At 31.8% G+C, this 21,068-nt stretch carries 22 protein-coding genes and 4 tRNA genes; 14 read left to right on the top strand and 12 right to left on the bottom strand.

Going from position 1 to position 21,068, the window contains the following annotated elements:
* Positions 1 to 129: 129 nt before the first annotated feature.
* The 7 genes from RMO70_RS10575 to tpx all read right to left on the bottom strand — a co-directional run bounded on the left by RMO70_RS10575 (position 130) and on the right by tpx (position 6,914).
* Positions 130 to 217: transfer RNA gene (locus RMO70_RS10575), tRNA-Ser, on the bottom strand.
* A gap of 135 nt (positions 218 to 352) precedes the next feature.
* On the bottom strand, positions 353 to 1,489 hold the full coding sequence (gene ribB, locus RMO70_RS10570; RefSeq protein WP_310556405.1) for a 3,4-dihydroxy-2-butanone-4-phosphate synthase: 1,137 nt from the start codon (positions 1,487 to 1,489) through the stop codon (positions 353 to 355).
* A complete protein-coding gene (locus RMO70_RS10565; protein WP_310556404.1) occupies positions 1,490 to 2,929 on the bottom strand; it encodes an LptF/LptG family permease in 1,440 nt (479 codons plus the stop codon). It lies immediately after the preceding gene.
* A 6-nt stretch (positions 2,930 to 2,935) separates the two neighbouring features.
* Positions 2,936 to 3,571, bottom strand: a complete 636-nt coding sequence (locus RMO70_RS10560; RefSeq protein ID WP_409025078.1) for a LolA family protein — start codon at positions 3,569 to 3,571, stop codon at positions 2,936 to 2,938.
* Between the two features lie 7 nt (positions 3,572 to 3,578).
* Positions 3,579 to 6,008, bottom strand: coding sequence for a DNA translocase FtsK (locus RMO70_RS10555; RefSeq protein ID WP_310556402.1), 2,430 nt, complete (start codon positions 6,006 to 6,008; stop codon positions 3,579 to 3,581).
* A 26-nt stretch (positions 6,009 to 6,034) separates the two neighbouring features.
* Positions 6,035 to 6,415 (bottom strand): diacylglycerol kinase family protein, encoded by a 381-nt coding sequence (locus RMO70_RS10550; protein WP_310556401.1) that lies wholly within the window; start codon positions 6,413 to 6,415, stop codon positions 6,035 to 6,037.
* A gap of 1 nt (position 6,416) precedes the next feature.
* Positions 6,417 to 6,914, bottom strand: coding sequence for a thiol peroxidase (tpx, locus tag RMO70_RS10545; RefSeq protein ID WP_310556400.1), 498 nt, complete (start codon positions 6,912 to 6,914; stop codon positions 6,417 to 6,419).
* 115 nt (positions 6,915 to 7,029) lie between these two features.
* On the opposite strand from tpx, the gene RMO70_RS10540 reads away from it, so the two are divergent.
* The 4 genes from RMO70_RS10540 to RMO70_RS10525 all read left to right on the top strand — a co-directional run bounded on the left by RMO70_RS10540 (position 7,030) and on the right by RMO70_RS10525 (position 8,915).
* Positions 7,030 to 7,353 (top strand): metalloregulator ArsR/SmtB family transcription factor, encoded by a 324-nt coding sequence (locus tag RMO70_RS10540; RefSeq protein ID WP_310556399.1) that lies wholly within the window; start codon positions 7,030 to 7,032, stop codon positions 7,351 to 7,353.
* Positions 7,354 to 7,391: 38 nt separating this feature from the next.
* On the top strand, positions 7,392 to 7,865 hold the full coding sequence (locus RMO70_RS10535; protein ID WP_310556398.1) for a DUF6428 family protein: 474 nt from the start codon (positions 7,392 to 7,394) through the stop codon (positions 7,863 to 7,865).
* A 140-nt stretch (positions 7,866 to 8,005) separates the two neighbouring features.
* Positions 8,006 to 8,425, top strand: coding sequence for an arsenate reductase ArsC (locus tag RMO70_RS10530; RefSeq protein WP_310556397.1), 420 nt, complete (start codon positions 8,006 to 8,008; stop codon positions 8,423 to 8,425).
* A gap of 115 nt (positions 8,426 to 8,540) precedes the next feature.
* Positions 8,541 to 8,915 (top strand): DoxX family membrane protein, encoded by a 375-nt coding sequence (locus RMO70_RS10525; RefSeq protein WP_310556396.1) that lies wholly within the window; start codon positions 8,541 to 8,543, stop codon positions 8,913 to 8,915.
* Positions 8,916 to 8,947: 32 nt separating this feature from the next.
* Here the strand turns inward: RMO70_RS10525 and RMO70_RS10520 are convergent, their stop codons facing one another.
* From RMO70_RS10520 to katG, 4 genes are all read right to left on the bottom strand, one after another.
* The gene (locus tag RMO70_RS10520; RefSeq protein ID WP_310556395.1) at positions 8,948 to 9,205 is read right to left on the bottom strand and encodes a DUF6952 family protein; all 258 of its coding nucleotides are present in this window, start codon (positions 9,203 to 9,205) and stop codon (positions 8,948 to 8,950) included.
* A 65-nt stretch (positions 9,206 to 9,270) separates the two neighbouring features.
* A complete protein-coding gene (locus tag RMO70_RS10515) occupies positions 9,271 to 9,579 on the bottom strand; it encodes a thioredoxin family protein (protein ID WP_310556394.1) in 309 nt (102 codons plus the stop codon).
* A gap of 86 nt (positions 9,580 to 9,665) precedes the next feature.
* On the bottom strand, positions 9,666 to 10,304 hold the full coding sequence (locus RMO70_RS10510; RefSeq protein ID WP_310556393.1) for a peroxiredoxin: 639 nt from the start codon (positions 10,302 to 10,304) through the stop codon (positions 9,666 to 9,668).
* A 717-nt stretch (positions 10,305 to 11,021) separates the two neighbouring features.
* Complete coding sequence (gene katG, locus RMO70_RS10505) at positions 11,022 to 13,235, bottom strand: catalase/peroxidase HPI (protein WP_310556392.1); 2,214 nt, start codon at positions 13,233 to 13,235, stop codon at positions 11,022 to 11,024.
* A 216-nt stretch (positions 13,236 to 13,451) separates the two neighbouring features.
* Between katG and RMO70_RS10500 the strand changes: the two genes are divergently transcribed.
* Complete coding sequence (locus tag RMO70_RS10500; RefSeq protein WP_310556391.1) at positions 13,452 to 15,149, top strand: amino acid permease; 1,698 nt, start codon at positions 13,452 to 13,454, stop codon at positions 15,147 to 15,149.
* 153 nt (positions 15,150 to 15,302) lie between these two features.
* Here the strand turns inward: RMO70_RS10500 and RMO70_RS10495 are convergent, their stop codons facing one another.
* Positions 15,303 to 15,827: a shikimate kinase gene (locus tag RMO70_RS10495; protein ID WP_310556390.1), complete on the bottom strand. Its 525-nt coding sequence runs from the start codon at positions 15,825 to 15,827 to the stop codon at positions 15,303 to 15,305.
* 128 nt (positions 15,828 to 15,955) lie between these two features.
* Between RMO70_RS10495 and RMO70_RS10490 the strand changes: the two genes are divergently transcribed.
* The 9 genes from RMO70_RS10490 to RMO70_RS10450 all read left to right on the top strand — a co-directional run.
* Positions 15,956 to 16,028 (top strand) — tRNA-Lys (locus RMO70_RS10490).
* 30 nt (positions 16,029 to 16,058) lie between these two features.
* Positions 16,059 to 16,131, top strand: a tRNA-Lys gene (locus RMO70_RS10485).
* Between the two features lie 38 nt (positions 16,132 to 16,169).
* Positions 16,170 to 16,252: transfer RNA gene (locus RMO70_RS10480), tRNA-Leu, on the top strand.
* A 123-nt stretch (positions 16,253 to 16,375) separates the two neighbouring features.
* On the top strand, positions 16,376 to 17,275 hold the full coding sequence (locus tag RMO70_RS10475; protein WP_310556389.1) for a MerR family transcriptional regulator: 900 nt from the start codon (positions 16,376 to 16,378) through the stop codon (positions 17,273 to 17,275).
* A gap of 55 nt (positions 17,276 to 17,330) precedes the next feature.
* Positions 17,331 to 18,791, top strand: coding sequence for a phytoene desaturase family protein (locus RMO70_RS10470; protein ID WP_310556388.1), 1,461 nt, complete (start codon positions 17,331 to 17,333; stop codon positions 18,789 to 18,791).
* 4 nt (positions 18,792 to 18,795) lie between these two features.
* Positions 18,796 to 19,635, top strand: a complete 840-nt coding sequence (locus tag RMO70_RS10465) for a phytoene/squalene synthase family protein (RefSeq protein ID WP_310556387.1) — start codon at positions 18,796 to 18,798, stop codon at positions 19,633 to 19,635.
* A 13-nt stretch (positions 19,636 to 19,648) separates the two neighbouring features.
* Entirely contained in the window at positions 19,649 to 20,089 is a 441-nt protein-coding gene (locus RMO70_RS10460) for a sterol desaturase family protein (protein ID WP_310556386.1), read from the top strand.
* 61 nt (positions 20,090 to 20,150) lie between these two features.
* Positions 20,151 to 20,678 carry a helix-turn-helix domain-containing protein gene (locus RMO70_RS10455; RefSeq protein ID WP_310556385.1) on the top strand — a complete coding sequence of 176 codons (528 nt, stop codon included), beginning with the start codon at positions 20,151 to 20,153 and terminating at the stop codon, positions 20,676 to 20,678.
* Positions 20,679 to 20,800: 122 nt separating this feature from the next.
* The coding region (locus RMO70_RS10450) for an IS3 family transposase (RefSeq protein ID WP_310556384.1) at positions 20,801 to 21,068 on the top strand (268 nt) is incomplete at its 3' end.

Genomic DNA, 21,068 nt, shown 5'->3' with positions numbered 1-21,068 from the left:
GGATAGTTTAGGGTAACCGATTTTATCCCTTTAGGTTCACGCATTAATGAATAATTTGAAGGTGTTGTAAACGAAAAAACCCTTTAAATCATACGATTTAAAGGGTTTTAATTCAATTTGTATTTCTACTGGCGGAGAAAGAGGGATTCGAACCCCCGGACCTGTGACAGTCAACAGTTTTCAAGACTGCCGCATTCGACCGCTCTGCCATTTCTCCAGTGAGCGTCACATACATTGCTGTATTGCGAGTGCAAATATAGTAAGCTTTTTTGTTTTTTACAAAATTTTTTTACAATAAAAAATATTTATTTTTTAACTATTTCATTTTGTATGATTTACAAAGTATAATTCATTAATAATTTACATACTCCATAATCTCTAATCCATATCCAATCATTCCTACTCGTTTTGACTTTTCGGCCGTATTGGAAACCAATCTTATTTTAGAAATATCAATATCGTGCAATATTTGAGCTCCTATACCAAAATCTTTACTATCAATTACAATTTTTGGCGCTTTCATTTCGCCTTTTGTTTGCAATTCTTTTAATTCTGAAATTCGACTTAAAAGATTAACAGATTGCATATCTTGATTGATGAAAATTACTGCGCCTTGTCCCTGCTCATTTATTATTTTGAACATATCATCTAGTTGCTTATCTGCATTATTTGTTAATGTTCCCAGCAAATCATTATTGACTTGTGAAGAATTAATCCTAGTTAATACTGACTCTCCATTATTCCAAGTACCCTTAGTTAATGCGATATGTATTTGTTTATTTGTAGTTTGCTCATAGGCACGAAGTCTAAAATTTCCAAAACGTGTTTGTATCTCAAAATCTTCTTTTTTGATAATCAAACTGTCATGCTGCATTCTATAAGCTACTAAATCTTCAATGGAAACTAATTTTAAATTGAATTTTTTTGCTACATCAACCAACTCTGGTAATCGAGCCATTGAACCATCTTCATTCATGATTTCAACAATAACTCCTGCTGGTTTAAATCCTGCTAATCTAGCAAAATCAATAGCCGCTTCGGTATGACCTGTACGTCTCAAAACACCTCCTTGTTTTGCTACTAATGGAAAAATATGTCCGGGCCTTGCTAATTCGTATGGTTTCGTTTTTGAATCTACTAATGATAATATCGTTTTTGCTCGATCTGATGCAGAAATGCCTGTTGTTACTCCATTTCCTTTCAAATCGACTGAAACCGTAAATGCGGTTTCCATATGATCCGTATTATTAGAAACCATTGGGCGAAGTTCTAATTCTTTACAACGGCTTTCGGTAAGTGGTGCGCATATCAATCCTCGTCCGTGAGTAGCCATAAAATTAACCATTTCTGGCGTAATTTTTTCGGCAGCGGCTAAAAAATCTCCTTCGTTTTCTCGATCTTCATCATCAACCACAATGATTATTTTACCTTGACGAATGTCTTCTATGGCTTCTTCTATGGTGTTTAACTTTATAATTTGAGCTGCCATTTATTCTGTTTTATTTCGTTTAAAAATTTTATTATATACTTTTTGTAATGGCTCTATAATTCCATCAAAATTAATATCTCCACTATCATTTAAAGCTTTTCTTGTCAAATAAAAAGCCAAGGGCGTAAGCACTATTGTAGCAATCCAAGCTCCTATAAAGGGCGTTGTTCCTGATTCCTGCGCTAATTTTTTACCAAATGTATTTAAGAAATGAAAAGTAATAAAAATAAGCATAGCAAACACTATTGGCAATCCTAATCCTCCTTTTCTTATGATGGCTCCCAATGGTGCCCCTATAAAAAACATTAACAAACAGGAGAAACCAATCACAAACTTTTCATGCATTGCAATGGAATGATTGTTAATTTCTTTTTTTACTAATTTAAACATCATATCATTCATTTCTGAAGTTTGATGTGAACTTTTGGCATCACTTAATGCAATATCTAAAATTCTTGATTTTTCGTCTTTAGTCAAAAAACTTGTTAGTTCTGGGGTTTTTGATTTTTTTGAAACAATAGAATCTGCAATTGTATTTGTATTAACGCCTAATCTTTGATATGAATTTTCAGACATTGACGCTAATTCTCTATTGAAATTAGTCGTTAATGAATCTATAGAATATTTTAACTCTTTGAATGTTAACATTGCACTTGTATTAGCTATTTGTTCTTTATCTACATCTACTGTATTAAGTTTAGACAAATCTATATTAATAGTGTATTTTTTGAAGTAAACTTTTGCAAAGGGCATTTTATCCCGATCTTGATAATTTTTAGGAACTATATCTTCATAATAATAACCATCAAATAAAACTAATTTTAACAAACTTGAATTTTCGCTACTTACCAATACACCTCTTTTTGATTTAATTACCGTTTTTGCTCCTTCGCCAAGATTGGATTTTTTATGCATTGTAACTCCTTCTAGAAACTCATCTTTTTCACCTGTTTTCTTGTTAACTTTAATATTAATATTTCCAATTGTACTAAATTGACCTTCTGCAATTGCCATAGCTGGTTTAACTTGAGCTATATTTTTTCTGAAATTTATAAACTTGTATTCCGCATAAGGTATAATATTATTAGCAAAGAAGAAGGAACAGAAACCTAATAATACAATAAAAATAGACAATCCTTTTATGGTTCTTTGAAAAGAAACTCCTGCTGATTTCATTGCTGCAAACTCGTAGTTTTCTGCCATATCTCCAAAAGTCATAATAGCGGATAACAAAACAGTTAATGGAAGAACCATTGGAATCAATTTAGGAGAGGCAAACAGTAAAAATTTGAAAATCATAATTAAATCCAAATCTTTTCCTGCCAATTCCGATATGAATAACCAAATAGTTTGAAGTATAAACGTAAAAAATAAGATTACAAATACTGATGTAAATGTAATCAAATAGGTTTTTAAAAGATATCTGTCAAGGATTTTCATTCCCAATTAGTCCAATTTATTGATGTAAAAGTTAGGATATTTACTCGCCACAAAAGTAAAATGATTTTTTGGCAATGCTTGATTGGTTTTGAAAGAATTAACAGTCAATGTAACTGTTGTTCCATTTTTCCCCAGAGATATTGTGTTGTATATCTGATTCGTTTTTACATCAACACCAACAAGAATTTGTTTTCTGTCGTCTTTGGAACTGATAGGTATTAACTTCACATATTGAATTTTTTTGCCTTTTATGTTTTGAGAAATATCCCAATTGTATTTATACCCTTTGTTGAAAAAAGTTAACATTTTCTCAGGTGTTTCTGCATCGTCATTACCAATACTAGAAACCGTTATTTCTTCATCTTCTGTCGAAATGGTGTATACCTTTTTACCATCGCTTAGTTTTGTAACTCCTAAAAAATTTAAAAAATATTTATTTCCAGCAAGTGCAACATTCCCTTTGTTTTCTTGATTGATTTTTTCTTTCGGATTATTCAAGGAATACTTAAAATCAATTTGAATATTTTTATATCCTTTAGCAGTTGCTGAAACCTTGTCTAACAATGCTTTAGCCTTTACAGCATCTTGCGCTTGTGTTGAAAGACTCAGAATAAAGAGTAAAAATAGGATTGCTTTTTTCATTTTATTATTAACTATTATTATTTTGTTCATTTTTAAAAAATTGCTCCAAAGCAATAATATCAGGAATATTAACACCACGAGCCTTACTTCCTTCGAAAGGACCAACAATACCTGCAGCTTCTAGCTGATCAATTAAACGACCCGCTCTGTTGTATCCTAATTTCAACTTTCGTTGAATTAGCGAAGCCGATCCTTGTTGTGCATTCACAATCACTTCAGCAGCTTCACGAAACAAACTATCCCGTTCTGAAATATCAATATCAAGATTTATGCCGCTTTCTTCGCCTACAAATTCAGGAAGTAGATACGCCGTTGCATAAGCCTTTTGAGCACCTATAAACTCTGTTATTTTTTCGACTTCGGGTGTATCTACAAAAGCGCATTGTACACGAACCAAGTCGTTACCATTACTAAATAACATATCACCACGACCAATTAACTGGTCTGCTCCACCAGAATCTAAAATGGTTCTGGAATCTATTTTTGATGTTACTCTAAAAGCTATTCTTGCTGGAAAATTGGCTTTAATCATACCTGTAATTACATTTACTGATGGTCGTTGTGTGGCAATAATCAAATGAATTCCAATAGCTCTTGCTAATTGTGCTAGTCGTGCAATAGGCAATTCTACTTCTTTTCCAGCGGTCATAATCAAATCGGCAAATTCATCTACAACTAATACAATGTATGGCAAAAAGCGATGTCCTGCTTCTGGATTTAATTTTCGAAGCTTAAATTTTTCGTTGTATTCTTTAATATTTCTAACCATTGCGTCTTTTAACAAAGAATAACGGTTGTCCATTTCTACACAAAGTGAGTTTAATGTTGCTACAACTTTTGCGTTATCTGTAATAATGGCTTCGTCAGTATCTGGTAATTTTGCTAAATAATGACGTTCTATTTTGTTAAAAAGTGTCAGTTCTACTTTTTTGGGATCCACCAAAACAAATTTAACTTCTGCTGGATGTTTTTTGTATAATAAAGAAGTTAAAACTGCATTTAATCCAACTGATTTTCCTTGACCTGTTGCTCCAGCCATTAATAAATGAGGCATTTTTGCAAGATCGACAACAAAAGTTTCATTTGAAATTGTTTTCCCAAGTGCTATGGGCAATTCCATTTCAGCTTCTTGAAACTTAGCTGAACCTATTACAGATTTCATAGAAACTGTTGTAGGGTTTTTGTTTGGAACTTCTATACCTATTGTGCCTTTCCCTGGTATAGGCGCAATAATACGAATCCCCAATGCGGCAAGTGACAATGCAATATCATCTTCTAAACTTTTAATTTTTGAAATTCTGATTCCCGCTTCTGGAACAATTTCGTATAATGTAACCGAAGGCCCAACAGTTGCTTTTATTTGTGCAATTTCAATTTTGTAATTGCGAAGCGTTTCTACAATTTTATTTTTATTTTCTTCTAATTCGGCTTGATTAATAGTTATTCCACCAGAAGAATAATCTCTCAACAGGTCGATTGTAGGGTATTTATAGTTGGACAAATCTAATGTTGGATCAAACTCACCAAAATCAGCCACTAATCTAGATGCTAAATTTTCTTCAATAATATCTTCTTCTTCCGCTTTCTCAATGACAAACTCTTCTTCTGTTTTTTGATTTTTATCTTGCAAAACCTCTTCTTGATTAGTGGTTTGAAGAACGAGTTCAGAAATTTTTGAAATAGTTGGTTTTAATGATTCTTTATTAATTTCAAATTGTGAAGTAGGTTTTAGTGAAATTTCGCCTAATTTTTCTTCTTGAAATTCACTAGTCGCAAATTCTTCTAAATTGTAGGACTTTATAGTGCCATTTGAAGAAAGATCATTAATAGAGTCTTGTTTTTCGGGTTTCTCAAAGAAACCTATAATTTTATCGGGTGATACTTTTATTTTAAATAATAAATAGAGTACAATTCCAAATAACAATACTAGTAAAGTTCCCGTTTTTCCTATAAAATCCTGTGAAAAAGAATTCATTTCAAATCCTATAATTCCACCTAAATCTGGCAAGTAACTATCAAAGAAACCAAATAAAATAGAGACAATAATAATAACAAAAGTATCCCAAAACCAAGTTTTTTTAAGTTTCGACATCGCTAAATCTAAAACCAGATAAGCTCCAGTTAAAAACAGAAGTCTAACAATTATAAAAGATGCCACTCCAAATCCTTTGTATATAAAAAAATCAGACAGAAAAGCTCCAAATTTGCCTAGCCAGTTTTGAACATTGGCATTCCTGTTCGTGAAATCATTAATCTCACTTTGGTCAAATTTTCCATTTATAAAATAAGAAATAAAAGAGATGGCAAGCGCAATAGATAATAGCACTAATAAAACGCCCAAAGCAATTTTATATTGGCGTGACATACTAGAACGACGCAATAAACCAGTTTCAGAATTCTCTGCAGATTTTACTGCTTTCTTAGATGTTTTAGCCATTTAAAAAAATGAAAATAATATTTTAGTTAAAAAAATAATGGCAAATATATCATTAAACCAATAGCAATTGCCGTAATAGCAGCAAAAAAAACAGCTCCGGCGGCAATATCTTTTATAAATCCAATTCTTTCGTGATAATCAGGATGAATAAAATCAGCTACTTTTTCCACAGCAGTATTTAAGCCTTCAATACTTAAAACGAGTCCAAACATAAAGATTTGGAACATCCAATCTATTCTAGAAATTCCAAAATAAAATCCAGCAATAGTAAAAATGACTACTAAAGATGATTGTACCATAACACTATGTTCGGTAGTAATCAGCTTGATCGCTCCTTTCAAAGCAAATCCTAGACTTTTTAAACGACCTGTAAAAAAAGTGTTGTCTTTTTCAAAATTAGAACTCATACTATAATGAAGCTAAAGCAACATCGTAGTTAGGTTCATCAGCAATTTCAGGAACTTGCTCTGTATATTTTACAATTCCATTTTCGTCAATTACAACAACTGCTCTAGAATGCAAACCTGCCAAAACTGAATCTACAATTTCTAAACCATAATTTTTTCCAAAACTACCATCCTTAAAATCAGATAAATTTTCTACATTTTCTAATCCTTCAGCACCACAAAAACGCTTTTGAGCAAAAGGCAAATCACGAGAAATGCACAATACTTTTGTGTTTGATAGCTTGCTAGCAGTTTCATTAAATTTCCGTACTGATGTAGCACAAGTAGCCGTATCGATACTTGGAAAAATATTTAAAACCAATTTAACTCCTTTATAGTCTGAAAGGTTAGCAACAGATAAATCGTTTTTTATCATTTGAAAATCAGGTGCTTTAATTCCTACTTTAGGTAAATTTCCTGATGTATTTATAGCGTTTCCGCCTAATGTTATTGATGCCATTTTTATATATCTTTGAATCCCAAAAGTAAGAAAAATTTATTTAGAAAAATTCATAAAAATAAATTGGTTTTTAAAAAATATATTGTAATATTGCAATATACAAATAAACCATATTATGGGAACCACAAAATCAGAATTTTTTTCTGACGAACAAAATAAGCTTGCCATATTATTTAAAGCATTATCCCATCCAGCAAGAGTCGCAATTATAGCTTATTTACTCAAAGTTGACACTTGTATTTGTGGTGATATTGTTAACGAATTACCACTTGCTCAACCTACAATTTCGCAACATTTAAAAGAGTTAAAAAATGCAGGGATTATAAAAGGTAAAATCGAAGGTAATGCAATTTGTTATTGTATTGACACTAAATTTCTGAAAGTATTTGAAGAATATTTTTCAAACATTAGGTCATCATTAAAAAATAAATGTTGCTAGTTACATAAATGTATTCAATTTCTAAAAACTAATTTATTATGAAACTATCAGAATTTAAAACAAAACTTGAAGGTCTTGAAACCTTAGACTTTTATTTATCAAACGGACAAAAAATCCCTTCGCATTTTCATATTACTGAGGTTGGAATGACAACCAAAAATTTTACTGATTGTGGAAATACTTTCAGAATTCAGAAAACTGCAACATTACAATTGTGGACTTCGGTCGATTATTGTCATAGATTGGATCCGAAAATGGTTGTCAAAATCATAAATTCTACTGAAAAAATGTTTGAAGGACAAGATTTAGATATTGAAATCGAATACCAACAAGATACTACAGGGAAATTTGGTCTAGATTTTATCAATAATCAATTCATTTTGACCAATACACAAACGAATTGCCTAGCTAAAAATTCTTGTGGACTTCCACTTGAGAAAGTAAAAATAAAAATGAGTGATTTACAAGCTCAAATTGCATTAAGCTGTTCTCCCGAATCAAATTGTTGCTAATATTATGAAAGAAAAAATAATAAAATATTAGAAACCAATAATTATTATATTTAGTATTACAGCTCTAAATCTAATATACGGATTTGACGCTCGTTTTACAATTATTAATATATTGTGGTTATTCGTTTAAATTTAATTTTATGAAAAACATATTGGTCCTTTGCACAGGAAACAGCTGTCGTAGCCAAATTGCTCACGGATACTTAGATTTTTTTACAAATAAAAACCAAGTGAAAATCTATTCGGCTGGTATAGAAACCCACGGTGTAAATCCAAAAGCTATTGTTACTATGGAGGCCGATGGTATTGATATTTCAAATCATACATCCAATCACATTGATGAGTATTTCGATGTAAATTTCGATTTTGTCATCACGGTTTGTGATAATGCAAAAGAGAATTGTCCTTATTTTCCAACAAAAGCGATTACATTTCATTACAATTTCCCAGATCCTGCAAAAGCGATTGGAACTGAAAAAGAAATTTTAGTAGAATTTGAGCGAGTTCGAGAAATGATAAAATCATATTGCGAACATTTTGTTGAAGAAAACAAACTATAAAACTATTGAATTTAAATACAAATAACAATATTATAGACTGATTTTTAATAGATTATGCGCATATTGTTTGTTTTTTTTGTAATTTTGAAAGTGAAACAAAATAAAAATCAATATTATGAAAATAGCCACCCTTGTTATTCGTGTTTTACTCGGTTTATTGTTTATTTACGCTTCTGTTAGTTTTTTTTTAAAGCTTACTCCAGAGCCAGAAACAACAGGTGCTTTTAAAGCATTTCAAGTTGGAATTGTTGCTTCGTCTTACATATTGCCTTTAGCAAAAGCATTAGAATTATTGTGTGGAATTTCTTTTTTAGTAGGCAAATACGTTTCGCTAGCTAACATTATTATACTTCCAGTTACTTTAAATATTTTATTAATTAACTTTTATCTGACCCCTGAAACATTAGCACTGGCTATTTTTATATTTCTAGGAAACTTATTTCTAATTTTTAGTCATTGGCAAAACTATAAAGGTGTTTTTACTCCATAAAAAAAGCTCCCGTTAATTGCGGAAGCTTTTTACTATTTGTCTATTGCACCTAAAACGCGTTTCATAAAATCGTTTAGTGCTTCTTTTTTATCTTTACCTTGTTTAATCATTTTATGCACTTCAAGTGCACCATACATATTGGAGATTAACTCGCCTATCACGTCTAATTCTTCGTCTTTTAAAGCCGACAGTTCTGTCAATGCTTCCAGAACTTCAATGGTTTCAATTAGATAATCTTGATCGTTTTCTTCTATGAATTGGGTAAGATGTTTTATTACTGGTAATTTCATTGTTTTAAATAGTTTGATTTTTGATAATTTGACTATTCGAAAAATCAAACAATCCTAATTATCTATTAAAGTACTTCGTTTACAAAATCAATTAAAACTTCCGCTTTATTGGTTTGTGTTTGGTTAACAAAAACACCATTTTTGAAAGTAGCAAATGTTGGTAAATTATCTACAGTAGCCAATTTTCTGGATTCAGGAAAATTTTCTGCATCAGCAATTATGAAAGTTACATTTTCGTTCTCTGAGGCTAGTTTTTTGAACTTTGGCTTCATAATACGACAATTACCACACCAAGAGGCTGAATATTGAACCACAACTATAGGATTTGAGTTTACAATTTCTTGCAAATTATCTTTTTCTAATTCTTGTAACATATTTTTTTATTTAAAAAAGCAATGGCAATTTCCATTTTCACTATTTTATAATGAAATCGACTATTGCCATTGCAGTTTTTATTATTTTAGTTCATTGATGATAAATAAGCAGCAGTACTGGTTCTATCTGCTGTCATAGCATCTTTTCCTGCTTCCCAGTTGGCTGGACAAACTTCCCCTTTGGTTTGTATGTGTGTGTAAGCGTCAACCATACGTAAATATTCGTTTACGTTTCTACCTAATGGCATGTCGTTCACACTTTCGTGGAAAATTTTTCCAGTTTCGTCGATTAAATAGGTTGCCCTGTAAGTAACGTTTGAACCTTCAATTAATTCTTCGTCAGAAACTTCATCGTATACTAATTCTGCATCAAGAATTCCCAAAACCATTGCCAAATTTCTAGTTGTATCAGCAAGCAAAGGATATGTTACACCTTCTATTCCACCATTGTTTTTAGCAGTATTCAACCAAGCAAAATGTACTTCGTTAGTATCGCAAGAGGCGCCTATAACTATTGTATTTCTTTTTTCAAATTCTGGCAAAGCAGCTTGAAAAGCGTGCAGTTCAGTAGGACAAACAAAAGTAAAATCTTTTGGATACCAGAATAATAAAACTTTTTTCTTGTTTTTTGTAGCCTCTTCAAGTACATTGATTCTTAAATTATCTCCCATTTCTGAGATAGCATCTACGGTAATGTTTGGAAATTTTTTCCCTACTAATGACATAATTGTATTTTTTAAATTTTATGCAAAATTAGCTCATAATTAGTGTTTTTAAATATATAATTATTGTATTTTCTTATATAATGATAATATAAACTTATCTGTTTTTAAAATTGACAAATCATAAAAAGCAACTAATTTAAGACTAAATAGTTAAGTCAGTATTTTTAGAATTTCTTATTAACATCCCTTTTTAATTACTTAATAATAGGAAACCCGTTGGGTGTAATTATGGAGAAACGTCAGTTCGAATATTTTTTTGTGCAAAGAAACGGAACAAAACTTCTCGATACGCTTCGCTACTCGAAGTGATGTGTATCGAGAACCGTTTTTAATGTTGTTTTTCTTGTTCTGTCATCCTGAGCTAAGGCGAAGGGCAATTTTTTTTTTAAAATCATTCGAACTGGCGAAAAATTATCATTAAAAACTAATTACACCCAACGGGTTAAAAGGAGTTAATTATTGATTTTTACCACAAAGAAATACAGAAAAAAGTTTTACAGAAAATTATTTGCATAGTTATGTTTACTAAAATTGCGCGAAACGACTTTTTTTATCTTAAAATTCTATGTTAATTTATGTAGTTAAATAAAATTACTGATTCAACTCAGTTAATACTAAATAAAAATCAGTAAAAACAAAATTGAAAACTCAACTAATTTGTATTAAAAAAGGTGGTTTGTTTCCAAACCATCTTTTTAGACTACTGCAATTTATTTTTTAATCCAAATCAAAGCGATCCAAATTCATTACTTTATTCCAAGCTGATACAAAGTCATTTACAAATTGCTCTTCAGAATCTGAACAACCATAAACTTCGGCAATCGCTCTCAATTCTGAGTTAGATCCAAAAATTAAATCAACTCTGGAACCAGTCCATTTCAATTCGCCTGTTTTACGGTCACGACCTTCAAATAAATCTTGTGAATCAGAAATTGATTTCCAAGTTGTATTCATATCTAACAAATTTAAGAAAAAATCATTAGTTAAAGTTTCTGACTTATTTGTAAAAACGCCATATTTAGTTTCATTAAAATTGGTATTCAAAACTCTCATTCCACCAACCAAAACCGTCATTTCTGGAACGGTCAAAGTCATTAATTGTGCTTTGTCTACCAACATTTCTTCTGCCGAAACAGAATGTTTAGATTTTTTGTAATTGATAAAACCATCTGCTTTTGGTTCCAAAACCATAAACGAAGCAACATCAGTTTGTGCTTGAGTAGCATCGGCTCTTCCTGATTTGAAAGGAACATTTACCGAATGACCTGCATTTTGCGCCGCTTTTTCAACGCCAACATTTCCAGCCAAAACTATTAAATCTGCTAACGAAACTTGTTTTCCAGTTGATTGTGAATTAAATGAAGATTGAATTCCTTTCAAAACTGATAATACTTTATCCAATTGAATTGGATTGTTTGCTTCCCAATTTTTTTGTGGCTCCAATGCTATTCTTGCTCCATTTGCACCACCACGTTTGTCTGAATTTCTAAATGTAGAAGCAGATGACCAAGCAGTTGAAACCATTTCAGAAACTGATAATCCAGATTCTGATATTTTAGATTTTAACGAATTAACATCATTATTATCAATTAAATTATTTACACTTTTCGAAATTGGATCTTGCCAAATTAATTCTTCTTTAGGAACTTCTGGACCTAAATATCTTTCTATTGGTCCCATATCTCGGTGCGTTAACTTGAACCAAGCTCGACCAAAAGCATCAGCTAATTCGTCAGGATTTTCAAAAAAACGTCTAGATATTTTCTCATAAGCTGGATCAAATCTCATTGCTAAATCGGCAGTTGTCATAACCGGAGCGTGACTTTTTGCTGGATTGTGAGCATCTGGAACTGTTCCTGCACCGCCACCATTTACTGGTTTCCATTGATGTGCACCAGCTGGACTTTGAGTCAATTCCCATTCGAAACCAAACAAGTTTTCAAAATAATTATTGCTCCATTTTGTTGGTGTTGTTGTCCAAGCACCTTCTAATCCGCTTGTAATCGCATGTTCGCCTTTTCCAGATTCGAATGTGTTTTTCCAACCTAAACTTTGCTCTTCTATACTTGCGCCTTCTGGTTCTGGTCCAACATATACGCCTGGATCTGCAGCACCGTGCATTTTCCCGAAAGTATGTCCGCCTGCAACTAATGCAACCGTTTCTTCATCATTCATTGCCATTCTTCCGAAAGTTTCGCGAATATCTCGAGCAGAACCCAAAATATCAGGATTGCCATTTGGCCCTTGCGGGTTCACATAAATCAATCCCATTTGAACTGCTCCAAGTGGGTTTTCAAGTTCGCGATCGCCCGAATAACGTTTGTCACCTAACCATTCTTTTTCTGACCCCCAATAAATATCTTCTTGCGGTTCCCAAGCATCTTCACGTCCACCAGCAAAACCAAAAGTTTTAAAATCCATAGTTTCCAAAGCACAATTTCCTGCAAGAACCATTAAATCTGCCCAAGAAACTTTTTTTCCATATTTTTGTTTTACTGGCCAAAGTAAAAGTCTTGCTTTGTCCAAATTTCCGTTATCTGGCCAACTGTTCAATGGTGCAAAACGCTGCATTCCTGAACCTGCTCCACCACGGCCATCACCAATTCGATAAGTTCCTGCTGCGTGCCAAGCCATTCTAATCATAAATGGACCATAATGTCCATAATCTGCGGGCCACCAATCTTGTGATGTTGTCATTAAATCATTTATGTCTTTTTTTAATTCGCTAAAATTGACGCTTTTAAAAGCTTCAGCATAATTAAAATTGGCATCCATCGGATTGGATAATGACGAATGTTGACGAAGAATATTCAATTTTAACTGATTGGGCCACCAGTCTCTATTTATCGGACTTGTACCAGCAGCTTGGTTTATTGTTCCACTAGAGAAAGGACATTTACCTTCTCCGTTTGAGTTTTTCATATTTTCCATTGTAATTGATTTTTATTATAAATTTAGATAAATATTTTAATTTTATAATCATTTCTAATTATATATATCTATAAATCAATAGTTTTAAATTATGAATTAAATATTAAAACCAGTCAACACAGATAATTCAGATTGGTTTTATATATTTGTTTGCTGCAATTTTAATGATTTATTAACTTTTGCTGAATGCAACCTAATTATACAAACAACATATTTATGAGTTTTTTAAAATTATTTAGAAGAAAACCATTAGGAACACTATTACAACAAGGAGGAGACGGAGATCATTCTGGACTTAACAAAGTATTGAACGTAAAAGATTTAACTTTCTTCGGAATTGCAGCCATTATTGGTGGCGGTACCTTTTCTGCTATTGGAAATGCCTGTTTTTCTGGTGGTCCAGGCGTTATTTTATTGTATGCAATGTGTGCCATAGCGTGTGGATTTACTGCAATGTGTTATGCCGAATTTGCATCACGAGTTCCAGTTTCAGGAAGTGCCTATACTTATGCTTATGTATCATTTGGGGAAATATTTGCTTGGATTATTGGCTGGGCTTTACTAATGGAATATTCGATAGGAAACATTTATATTGCATTTTCTTGGAGCGGTTATTTTACAAATTTAATCGAGACCTTTGGAATTCATTTACCTGAATGGTTGACTATAAATTACAAATCGGCACATGCAGCATTTACAGAAAATAAAGTTGGTGAAGGATTATTAGCTTGGCAAAATGCTCCTAGTATTGGAAGTTTAAAAATCATTTTCGATTTGCCTGCAGTTTTAATCAATATTTTAATTACTTTTTTGATTTATAGAGGTACTAAAGAATCCAAAAACATAAGTAATGTGATGGTTTACATCAAGCTAGTCATTATTGTATTGGTAATCATTGTAGGTGCTTTTTATATCGATATAAACAACTGGACACCATTTATGCCTAATGGGTTTAGCGGTGTTATGGGTGGTGTTTCGGCGGTTTTCTTTGCCTATATAGGTTTTGATGCCGTTTCAACATTGGCGGAAGAAAGTAAAAATCCTCAGAGAGATTTACCACGAGGAATGATTTACTCACTAGTCGTTTGCACAGTAGTTTATATTATTTTGGCATTAGTAATTACTGGAATGGTTTCCTATGAATTATTAGGTGTAAGCGATCCACTTGCCGAAATATTTGAGTTAAAAGGCGTGAAATGGATGTTATTTATAGTATCGATAGCAGCTGTAGTTGCTATGACAAGTGTAATGTTGGTTTTCCAAATGGGGCAACCTAGAATCTGGATGACAATGAGTCGTGATGGATTAATGCCAAAGAAATTTGCAGAGATTCATCCCAAATATAAAACTCCAGGATTTGCTTCGATCGTAACAGGATTGGTTGTTGGTTTGCCAATATTTTTTACTGACGAAAATTTTGTTTTGGATTTTACCAGCATAGGTACTTTGTTTGCTTTTGTACTGGTTTGTGGCGGTGTTTTAATGCTTTCTCCTCAAAGTGAAGCAGAATTAGCAGAACGTGCTACAAATGGAAAATTCAGGATACCATACATCAATTCAAAATTTATTTTTCCCTCATTAGTAATTTTAATTACAGTTTTGGTTTATAATTTAATTCCAAACTTTTTTTCTGATACTTTTAATTTTACAGATGATACATTAGCCACTAATTTACCAATGATTGCTTTCTTTATATTGTGTGTTATAATGGCTGGAATTTCATTTCTAAAAAACCTTTCTTTAATTCCATTGCTAGGTTTGATTTCTTGTTGCTATTTACTAACAGGGATGGCGGTTTCTAACTGGAAATGGTTTGGAATTTGGTTGCTTGTTGGATTGGTATTTTACTTTGCTTATGGGTTCAAGAATAGTAAATTGAATTTTATAAAACTTGAAAATAAAATAGAAGATTAAGCTATTTTAGGCTTAGCGAAAATATATTAAAGAAGCAGTCCGAAAATTACTTTTCAGACTGCCTTTTTTTATTAAATATACAAAACGATGTTTTAAACTCTTTTTGAAGAAAATATCTTTTTACTTTTTTGTAGTTTTCAAACGGAGTATAATTTATAAACTATGCATTAACTTCTCTATTTCAGAAACAATTTCTAATGGTGATTTACCATCTACTACAACTGTCTCTTTGGATTGATTGTAATAATAACTCCTTTCAAAAAGATGCTTGGCAATGAATTCCGTAAGTTCTTGATCTGATAAATTTTGAAGTAGTGGTCTGCTTGCTCTATTTACTTTCAAGCGATTTTGCAAGGTGGTTATACTTGCTTTTAAGTATATCGAAGTGACACTTTTGTCTTTTAGCAAAATATGATTTTCAGCATAACAAGGTGTTCCTCCTCCAAGACTCAATACAAAAGATTGATTTAAGAGTATTGTTTTTTGAAAAATTTCGTGTTCTATTTTTCTAAAATAAACTTCTCCCTTTTCGTCAAAAATCTCAGAAATCGATTTTGACAGAGCATTTTCAATCAAAATATCTAGATCAAAAAATGGTAAATTACAGTCTTTTGAGAGTAATTTACCTATTTCTGATTTTCCAGAGCCCATATAGCCCACTAATATAATTTTTTTCATCAAGATAAATCCTTATAAATTAAGCCTTTGAAAGCTTTTGTAAAAAAAAGACAAATTTATAAGAAAATTGCTTTGAAAAATAAATAATAAGGTCTTATATTTGCACCCGCATTCAAGAAATAATAATTGACTCGATAGCTCAGTTGGTAGAGCACATCACTTTTAATGATGGGGTCCTGGGTTCGAGCCCCAGTCGGGTCACAAATTATTATTTTATTTCTTGAATGCAAAGACTCGATAGCTCAGTTGGTAGAGCACATCACTTTTAATGATGGGGTCCTGGGTTCGAGCCCCAGTCGGGTCACAAAAGTCGGACAGTAATGTTTGGCTTTTTTTGTTTTAGGCCACGTGGAGAAACGGTAGACTTGCCAGCTTGAGGGGCTGGTGCTCGCAAGGGCGTGTGGGTTCAAATCCCACCGTGGTCACTATAAATAGCAATCAAATTGATTGCTATTTTTTTTATAAAAATACTAAATCCAAAATTTAACTAAAATTAAGAATATTGTCATTTATTTTGTTTAATTTTGTTTAACTAAATCTACGAAAGGATGAACAATGTTAAAAATGTTTTTAGTATAAAAGACCTTGAAAACTTATCGGGGATAAAGGCGCATACTATAAGGATATGGGAAAAACGATACAATGTACTTGAACCAATGCGAACTGAAACTAACATTCGTTTGTATGACTTACAGAGCTTGCAAAAACTGCTTAACATTACCTTACTCCACAATCACGGTTACAAAATATCACAAATTTCAAAATATCCACCAGAAAAAATACCGATTCTAATTCGAGAGATTATTTCTGAAAAAAGTGTTAAATCACACGCAATCAACGCTTTTAAAATGGCAATGATGAATTTTGATCAAACGCTATTTTTTACAACATACAATTCTTTACTTTCTGAAAAATCCTTTAAAGATGTATTTCATGAAGTATTTATACCCTTAATGAATGAGGTAGGTTTGCTATGGCAATCGGATACTATTAGCCCAGCGCACGAGCATTTTATTAGCTATTTGATAAAGCAAAAACTACTCATCAATACCGAAAAAATTCAGGTTCAGCAACCCACAAGAACGGATAAAATTTTTGTTTTGTTCTTGCCTATGAATGAGATACACGAACTTGGATTGATGTACTTGAATTACGAGTTTATTTTAAATGGGTATAAAACAATATATTTAGGCGAGAGTATCCCTACTGAAAGCTTAAAAGACGTCTTGAAATATTTTGATAACATTACCTTTGTAAGTTATATGACAGTTCAACCAGATAAAAATGAAGTTACTGATTACATAAAAACCATAAACAAGGATCTTTTAGCAAACAATGACACGAATCTTTGGTTAATAGGTCGAATGGTTCAAGAAATTAACCCCGAAGTATTGAATTCAAGAACCAAAATATTTAACTCTATAGAAGAAATGGCAAAGGAAATGTAATTCTTGTGCCAATTTCTAAATTTTAAAACATTAAAACACAATTGTTCAGTAATTTATGAACCAAAAAATAGCAATTCTAGGATCCGGATTCTCATCACTTGCAGCTGCTTGTTATCTTGCAAAACAAGGTAATGATGTTACTGTTTACGAAAAAAACAAAACAATAGGTGGTCGAGCAAGACAAATGAAAGTCAATGGCTTTACATTCGATATGGGACCATCTTGGTACTGGATGCCAGACGTATTTGAGAAGTTTTTTAACGACTTTGGGAAGAAACCTTCAGATTATTATGAGTTGACAAAATTGTCACCAGCATACAACGTATTCTTTGGTGTAGATAATTTTATTGCAATTGCTGATAATTTATCTGAAATTATTGATACCTTTGAATGTATTGAAGCTGGAAGTGGAGAAAAACTTGAAAAATTCATAACTGACGCTAAAAGCAATTATGATATTGCTATCAAAGATTTAGTATATCGTCCAGGTGAATCTCCACTTGAGTTAATTACAATAGAAACTGCTAAAAAAGTTGATCAATTTTTTTCAAATATTAGCAAAGATGTTAGAAAGAAATTTACAAACCCAAAACTAATATCCATATTAGAATTTCCAGTTCTTTTTTTAGGAGCAAAACCTTCTGATACGCCTTCGTTTTATAGCTTTATGAATTATGCCGATTTTGGATTAGGGACTTGGCAACCTACCAATGGGTTTTATGATGTGATAAACGGAATGTCCATTTTAGCACAAGAATTAGGTGTAAAAATAAAAACAGATGCAGCTGTAGAAAAAATTATTGTAAATGACAAAACTGTCAAAGGAATTATTGTAAATGGAAAAATAGTACCGTCGGACATTGTGCTTTCAGGAGCTGATTATCATCATACTGAAACATTATTAGATCCAGAATTCAGGCAATATTCTGAAAAATATTGGAACAGTAAAACCTTTGCACCATCTTCTTTATTATTCTATGTTGGTTTTGATAAAAAACTTGATAATGTAACACATCATAATTTATTTTTTGATGTTGATTTTGAACAGCACGCTAAAGACATTTATGATAATCCTAAATGGCCAAACGAACCATTGTTTTATGCTAATTTTACCTCAAAAACAAATTTAAAAACTGCTCCCGATGGTTGTGAAAATGGTTTTTTCTTGATTCCAATTGCACCAGGATTAGAAGATACTCCTGAATTAAGAAAAGAATATTTTGAAAAAATAATCTTACGATTTGAAAAAATTACCAAACAAAATATTAGAAAAAATATTATATTTGAACAGTCTTTTTGTGTGAATGATTTTGTATCAGAATACAATTCCTATAAGGGAAATGCATACGGAATGGCAAATACATTGCTTCAAACAGCATTTTTGAGACCCAAATTAAAAAGCAAAAAAGTTAAAAATTTATATTTTACAGGCCAATTAACTGTACCAGGACCAGGAGTTCCACCAGCGTTAATCTCTGGAAAATTAGTATCTGATTTAATAAAAAAATATTCATAATCATATGAAGTCACTTTTTGACACCGTTTCTTTTGATTGTAGTAAACTAGTCACACAATCCTACAGCACCTCGTTCTCGTCGGCTGTGAAAATGCTTGCACCATCAATACGACAAGATATATATAATGTATATGGTTTTGTACGTTTTGCTGACGAAATTGTAGACAGTTTTCACGATTATGACAAAGAAGTTTTGTTTTCAATGTTTGAAGAAGATTTAGAAAATGCTTTGAATAAAAAGATAAGTTTGAATCCTATTTTGAATTCTTTTCAACATACAGTTCAAACGCACAAAATTCCAAAAGAATTAATTGACGCTTTTATGAAAAGTATGAAATTGGACCTCACAAAGAAAGAATACATCAGTCAGGAGGAATACAACCAGTATATTTACGGAAGTGCCGATGTGGTTGGACTTATGTGCTTAAAAGTATTTGTAAGAGGAAACGATGAACTTTATGACAAACTCAAAGCATCTGCAATGCGATTGGGTTCTGCTTTTCAAAAAGTGAATTTTTTGAGGGACTTGAAAGCTGATTTTGAAGGATTGAATCGAACTTATTTTCCAAATACCGATTTATCAAAACTAGATGAAACTTCCAAACAAGAAATAATTCAAGAAATTGAAGATGATTTTAAAGCGGGTTATCAAGGAATAGTGAACTTACCAATAGAAGCAAAATTTGGTGTTTATACTGCTTATGTGTATTACAAAAAATTACTCAAAAAACTAAAGAACACACCTTCAGCCGAAATAAAAAACACAAGAATAAGAGTAGCTGATTATCAAAAAGCTAGTCTTTTGGCAAAATGTTATGTGAGTTATCGATTAAATTTAATTTAAATTTTTTAAAATTATGTGGTTACATATTCTCGTCTTTTTTGCAACTTTTTTCTTTATGGAATTTATGGCTTGGTTTAGCCACAAATACATAATGCACGGTTTTTTGTGGAGTTTGCATGCCGATCATCACAAGAAGGATCACGATTCGTGGTTTGAACGCAACGATGCTTTTTTTATTATTTATGCCATTATTAGTATTGGTTTCTTTTTGTTATGGCAAAACGGAATTTTAGAAATTGGTTTGGCTATTGGTTTGGGGATTTTTGTTTACGGGGCTACTTATTTTTTGGTTCACGATATTTTTATTCATCAACGATTCAAAATGTTTAGAAATGCAAATAATATGTATGCTCGTGCAGTTCGAAGAGCGCACAAAATGCATCACAAACATATTGGCAAAGGCCACGGTGAATGCTTTGGTATGTTAATCGTACCTTTCAAGTATTTTAAGTAAATAAAAAACGACCTCAAATAGACTGCCCCCAAAAAGTTAGACACTATTTGGGGGTATTTTTATGGGAAGAAAAGTCAAATATGATTACACATTTAAACTCGAATGTGTAAAATTAGTAGTAGAGAAACATTATTCTTGTAATTATGTTTCCGCTCAAAAAGGTTTAAGTAGATCTAATATTCGTAAATGGGTTGGATTTTATAAGGAGTATGGAGCCATTAGCTTGTTACCAAGAAAGAATCAAAGTTATTTGTTAGATTTTAAATTGAAAGTATTAAAAGCAATTGACAAAGATTTATTGTCTTTGGGCGAAACAAGTATAAAATTTAATATCCCCGATACAAGTATTATTGTAAAATGGAAGAAAGATTTTGCTAATTTTGGTCTAGAAGGATTACAACCTAAAACTAGAGGCAGACCAACATCTATGAACATCAATAAACGAAAAAAGAGAAAATCCGACAAGCCACTTACAAGAGAAGATGAGCTTCTTTTAGAGAATGAAGCTCTAAGATGTGAAAATGAATTGCTAAAAAAGTTGCACGCCTTGATTCAAGCAGAAGAGAAAGCCAAAAAGCGCAAGCCATAATGGAATTAAGGCATAAATTTGATTTGAATTTACTTTTAAATCAAACCAATATAGCACGAAGTAATTTTTATTATCATCAAAAAAAGACTAAATCAGTCGATAAATATCAGCAAATAAAAGAGATGATAAAATTCATTTATCACAAACATAAAGGGCGTTATGGATACAGACGAATTACTGATGAACTCAATAGTAAAGCAATAATCATCAATCATAAAACTGTTTTAAGATTGATGAAATTATTAGGACTAAAAAGTTTAATTAGAGTCAAAAAATATAAATCATACAAAGGAGAACAGGGCAAAATTGCACCAAATATTCTAGCAAGAAAATTTAAGGCAACCGCACCAAATCAAAAGTGGGCAACTGATATAACTGAGTTTAACGTCT

The organism is Flavobacterium sp., from assembly GCF_031422135.1.
Taxonomy (GTDB): domain Bacteria; phylum Bacteroidota; class Bacteroidia; order Flavobacteriales; family Flavobacteriaceae; genus Flavobacterium.
Note: the sequence above shows the minus strand (reverse complement) of the source record. Positions and strands in the feature narration are given on the sequence as shown.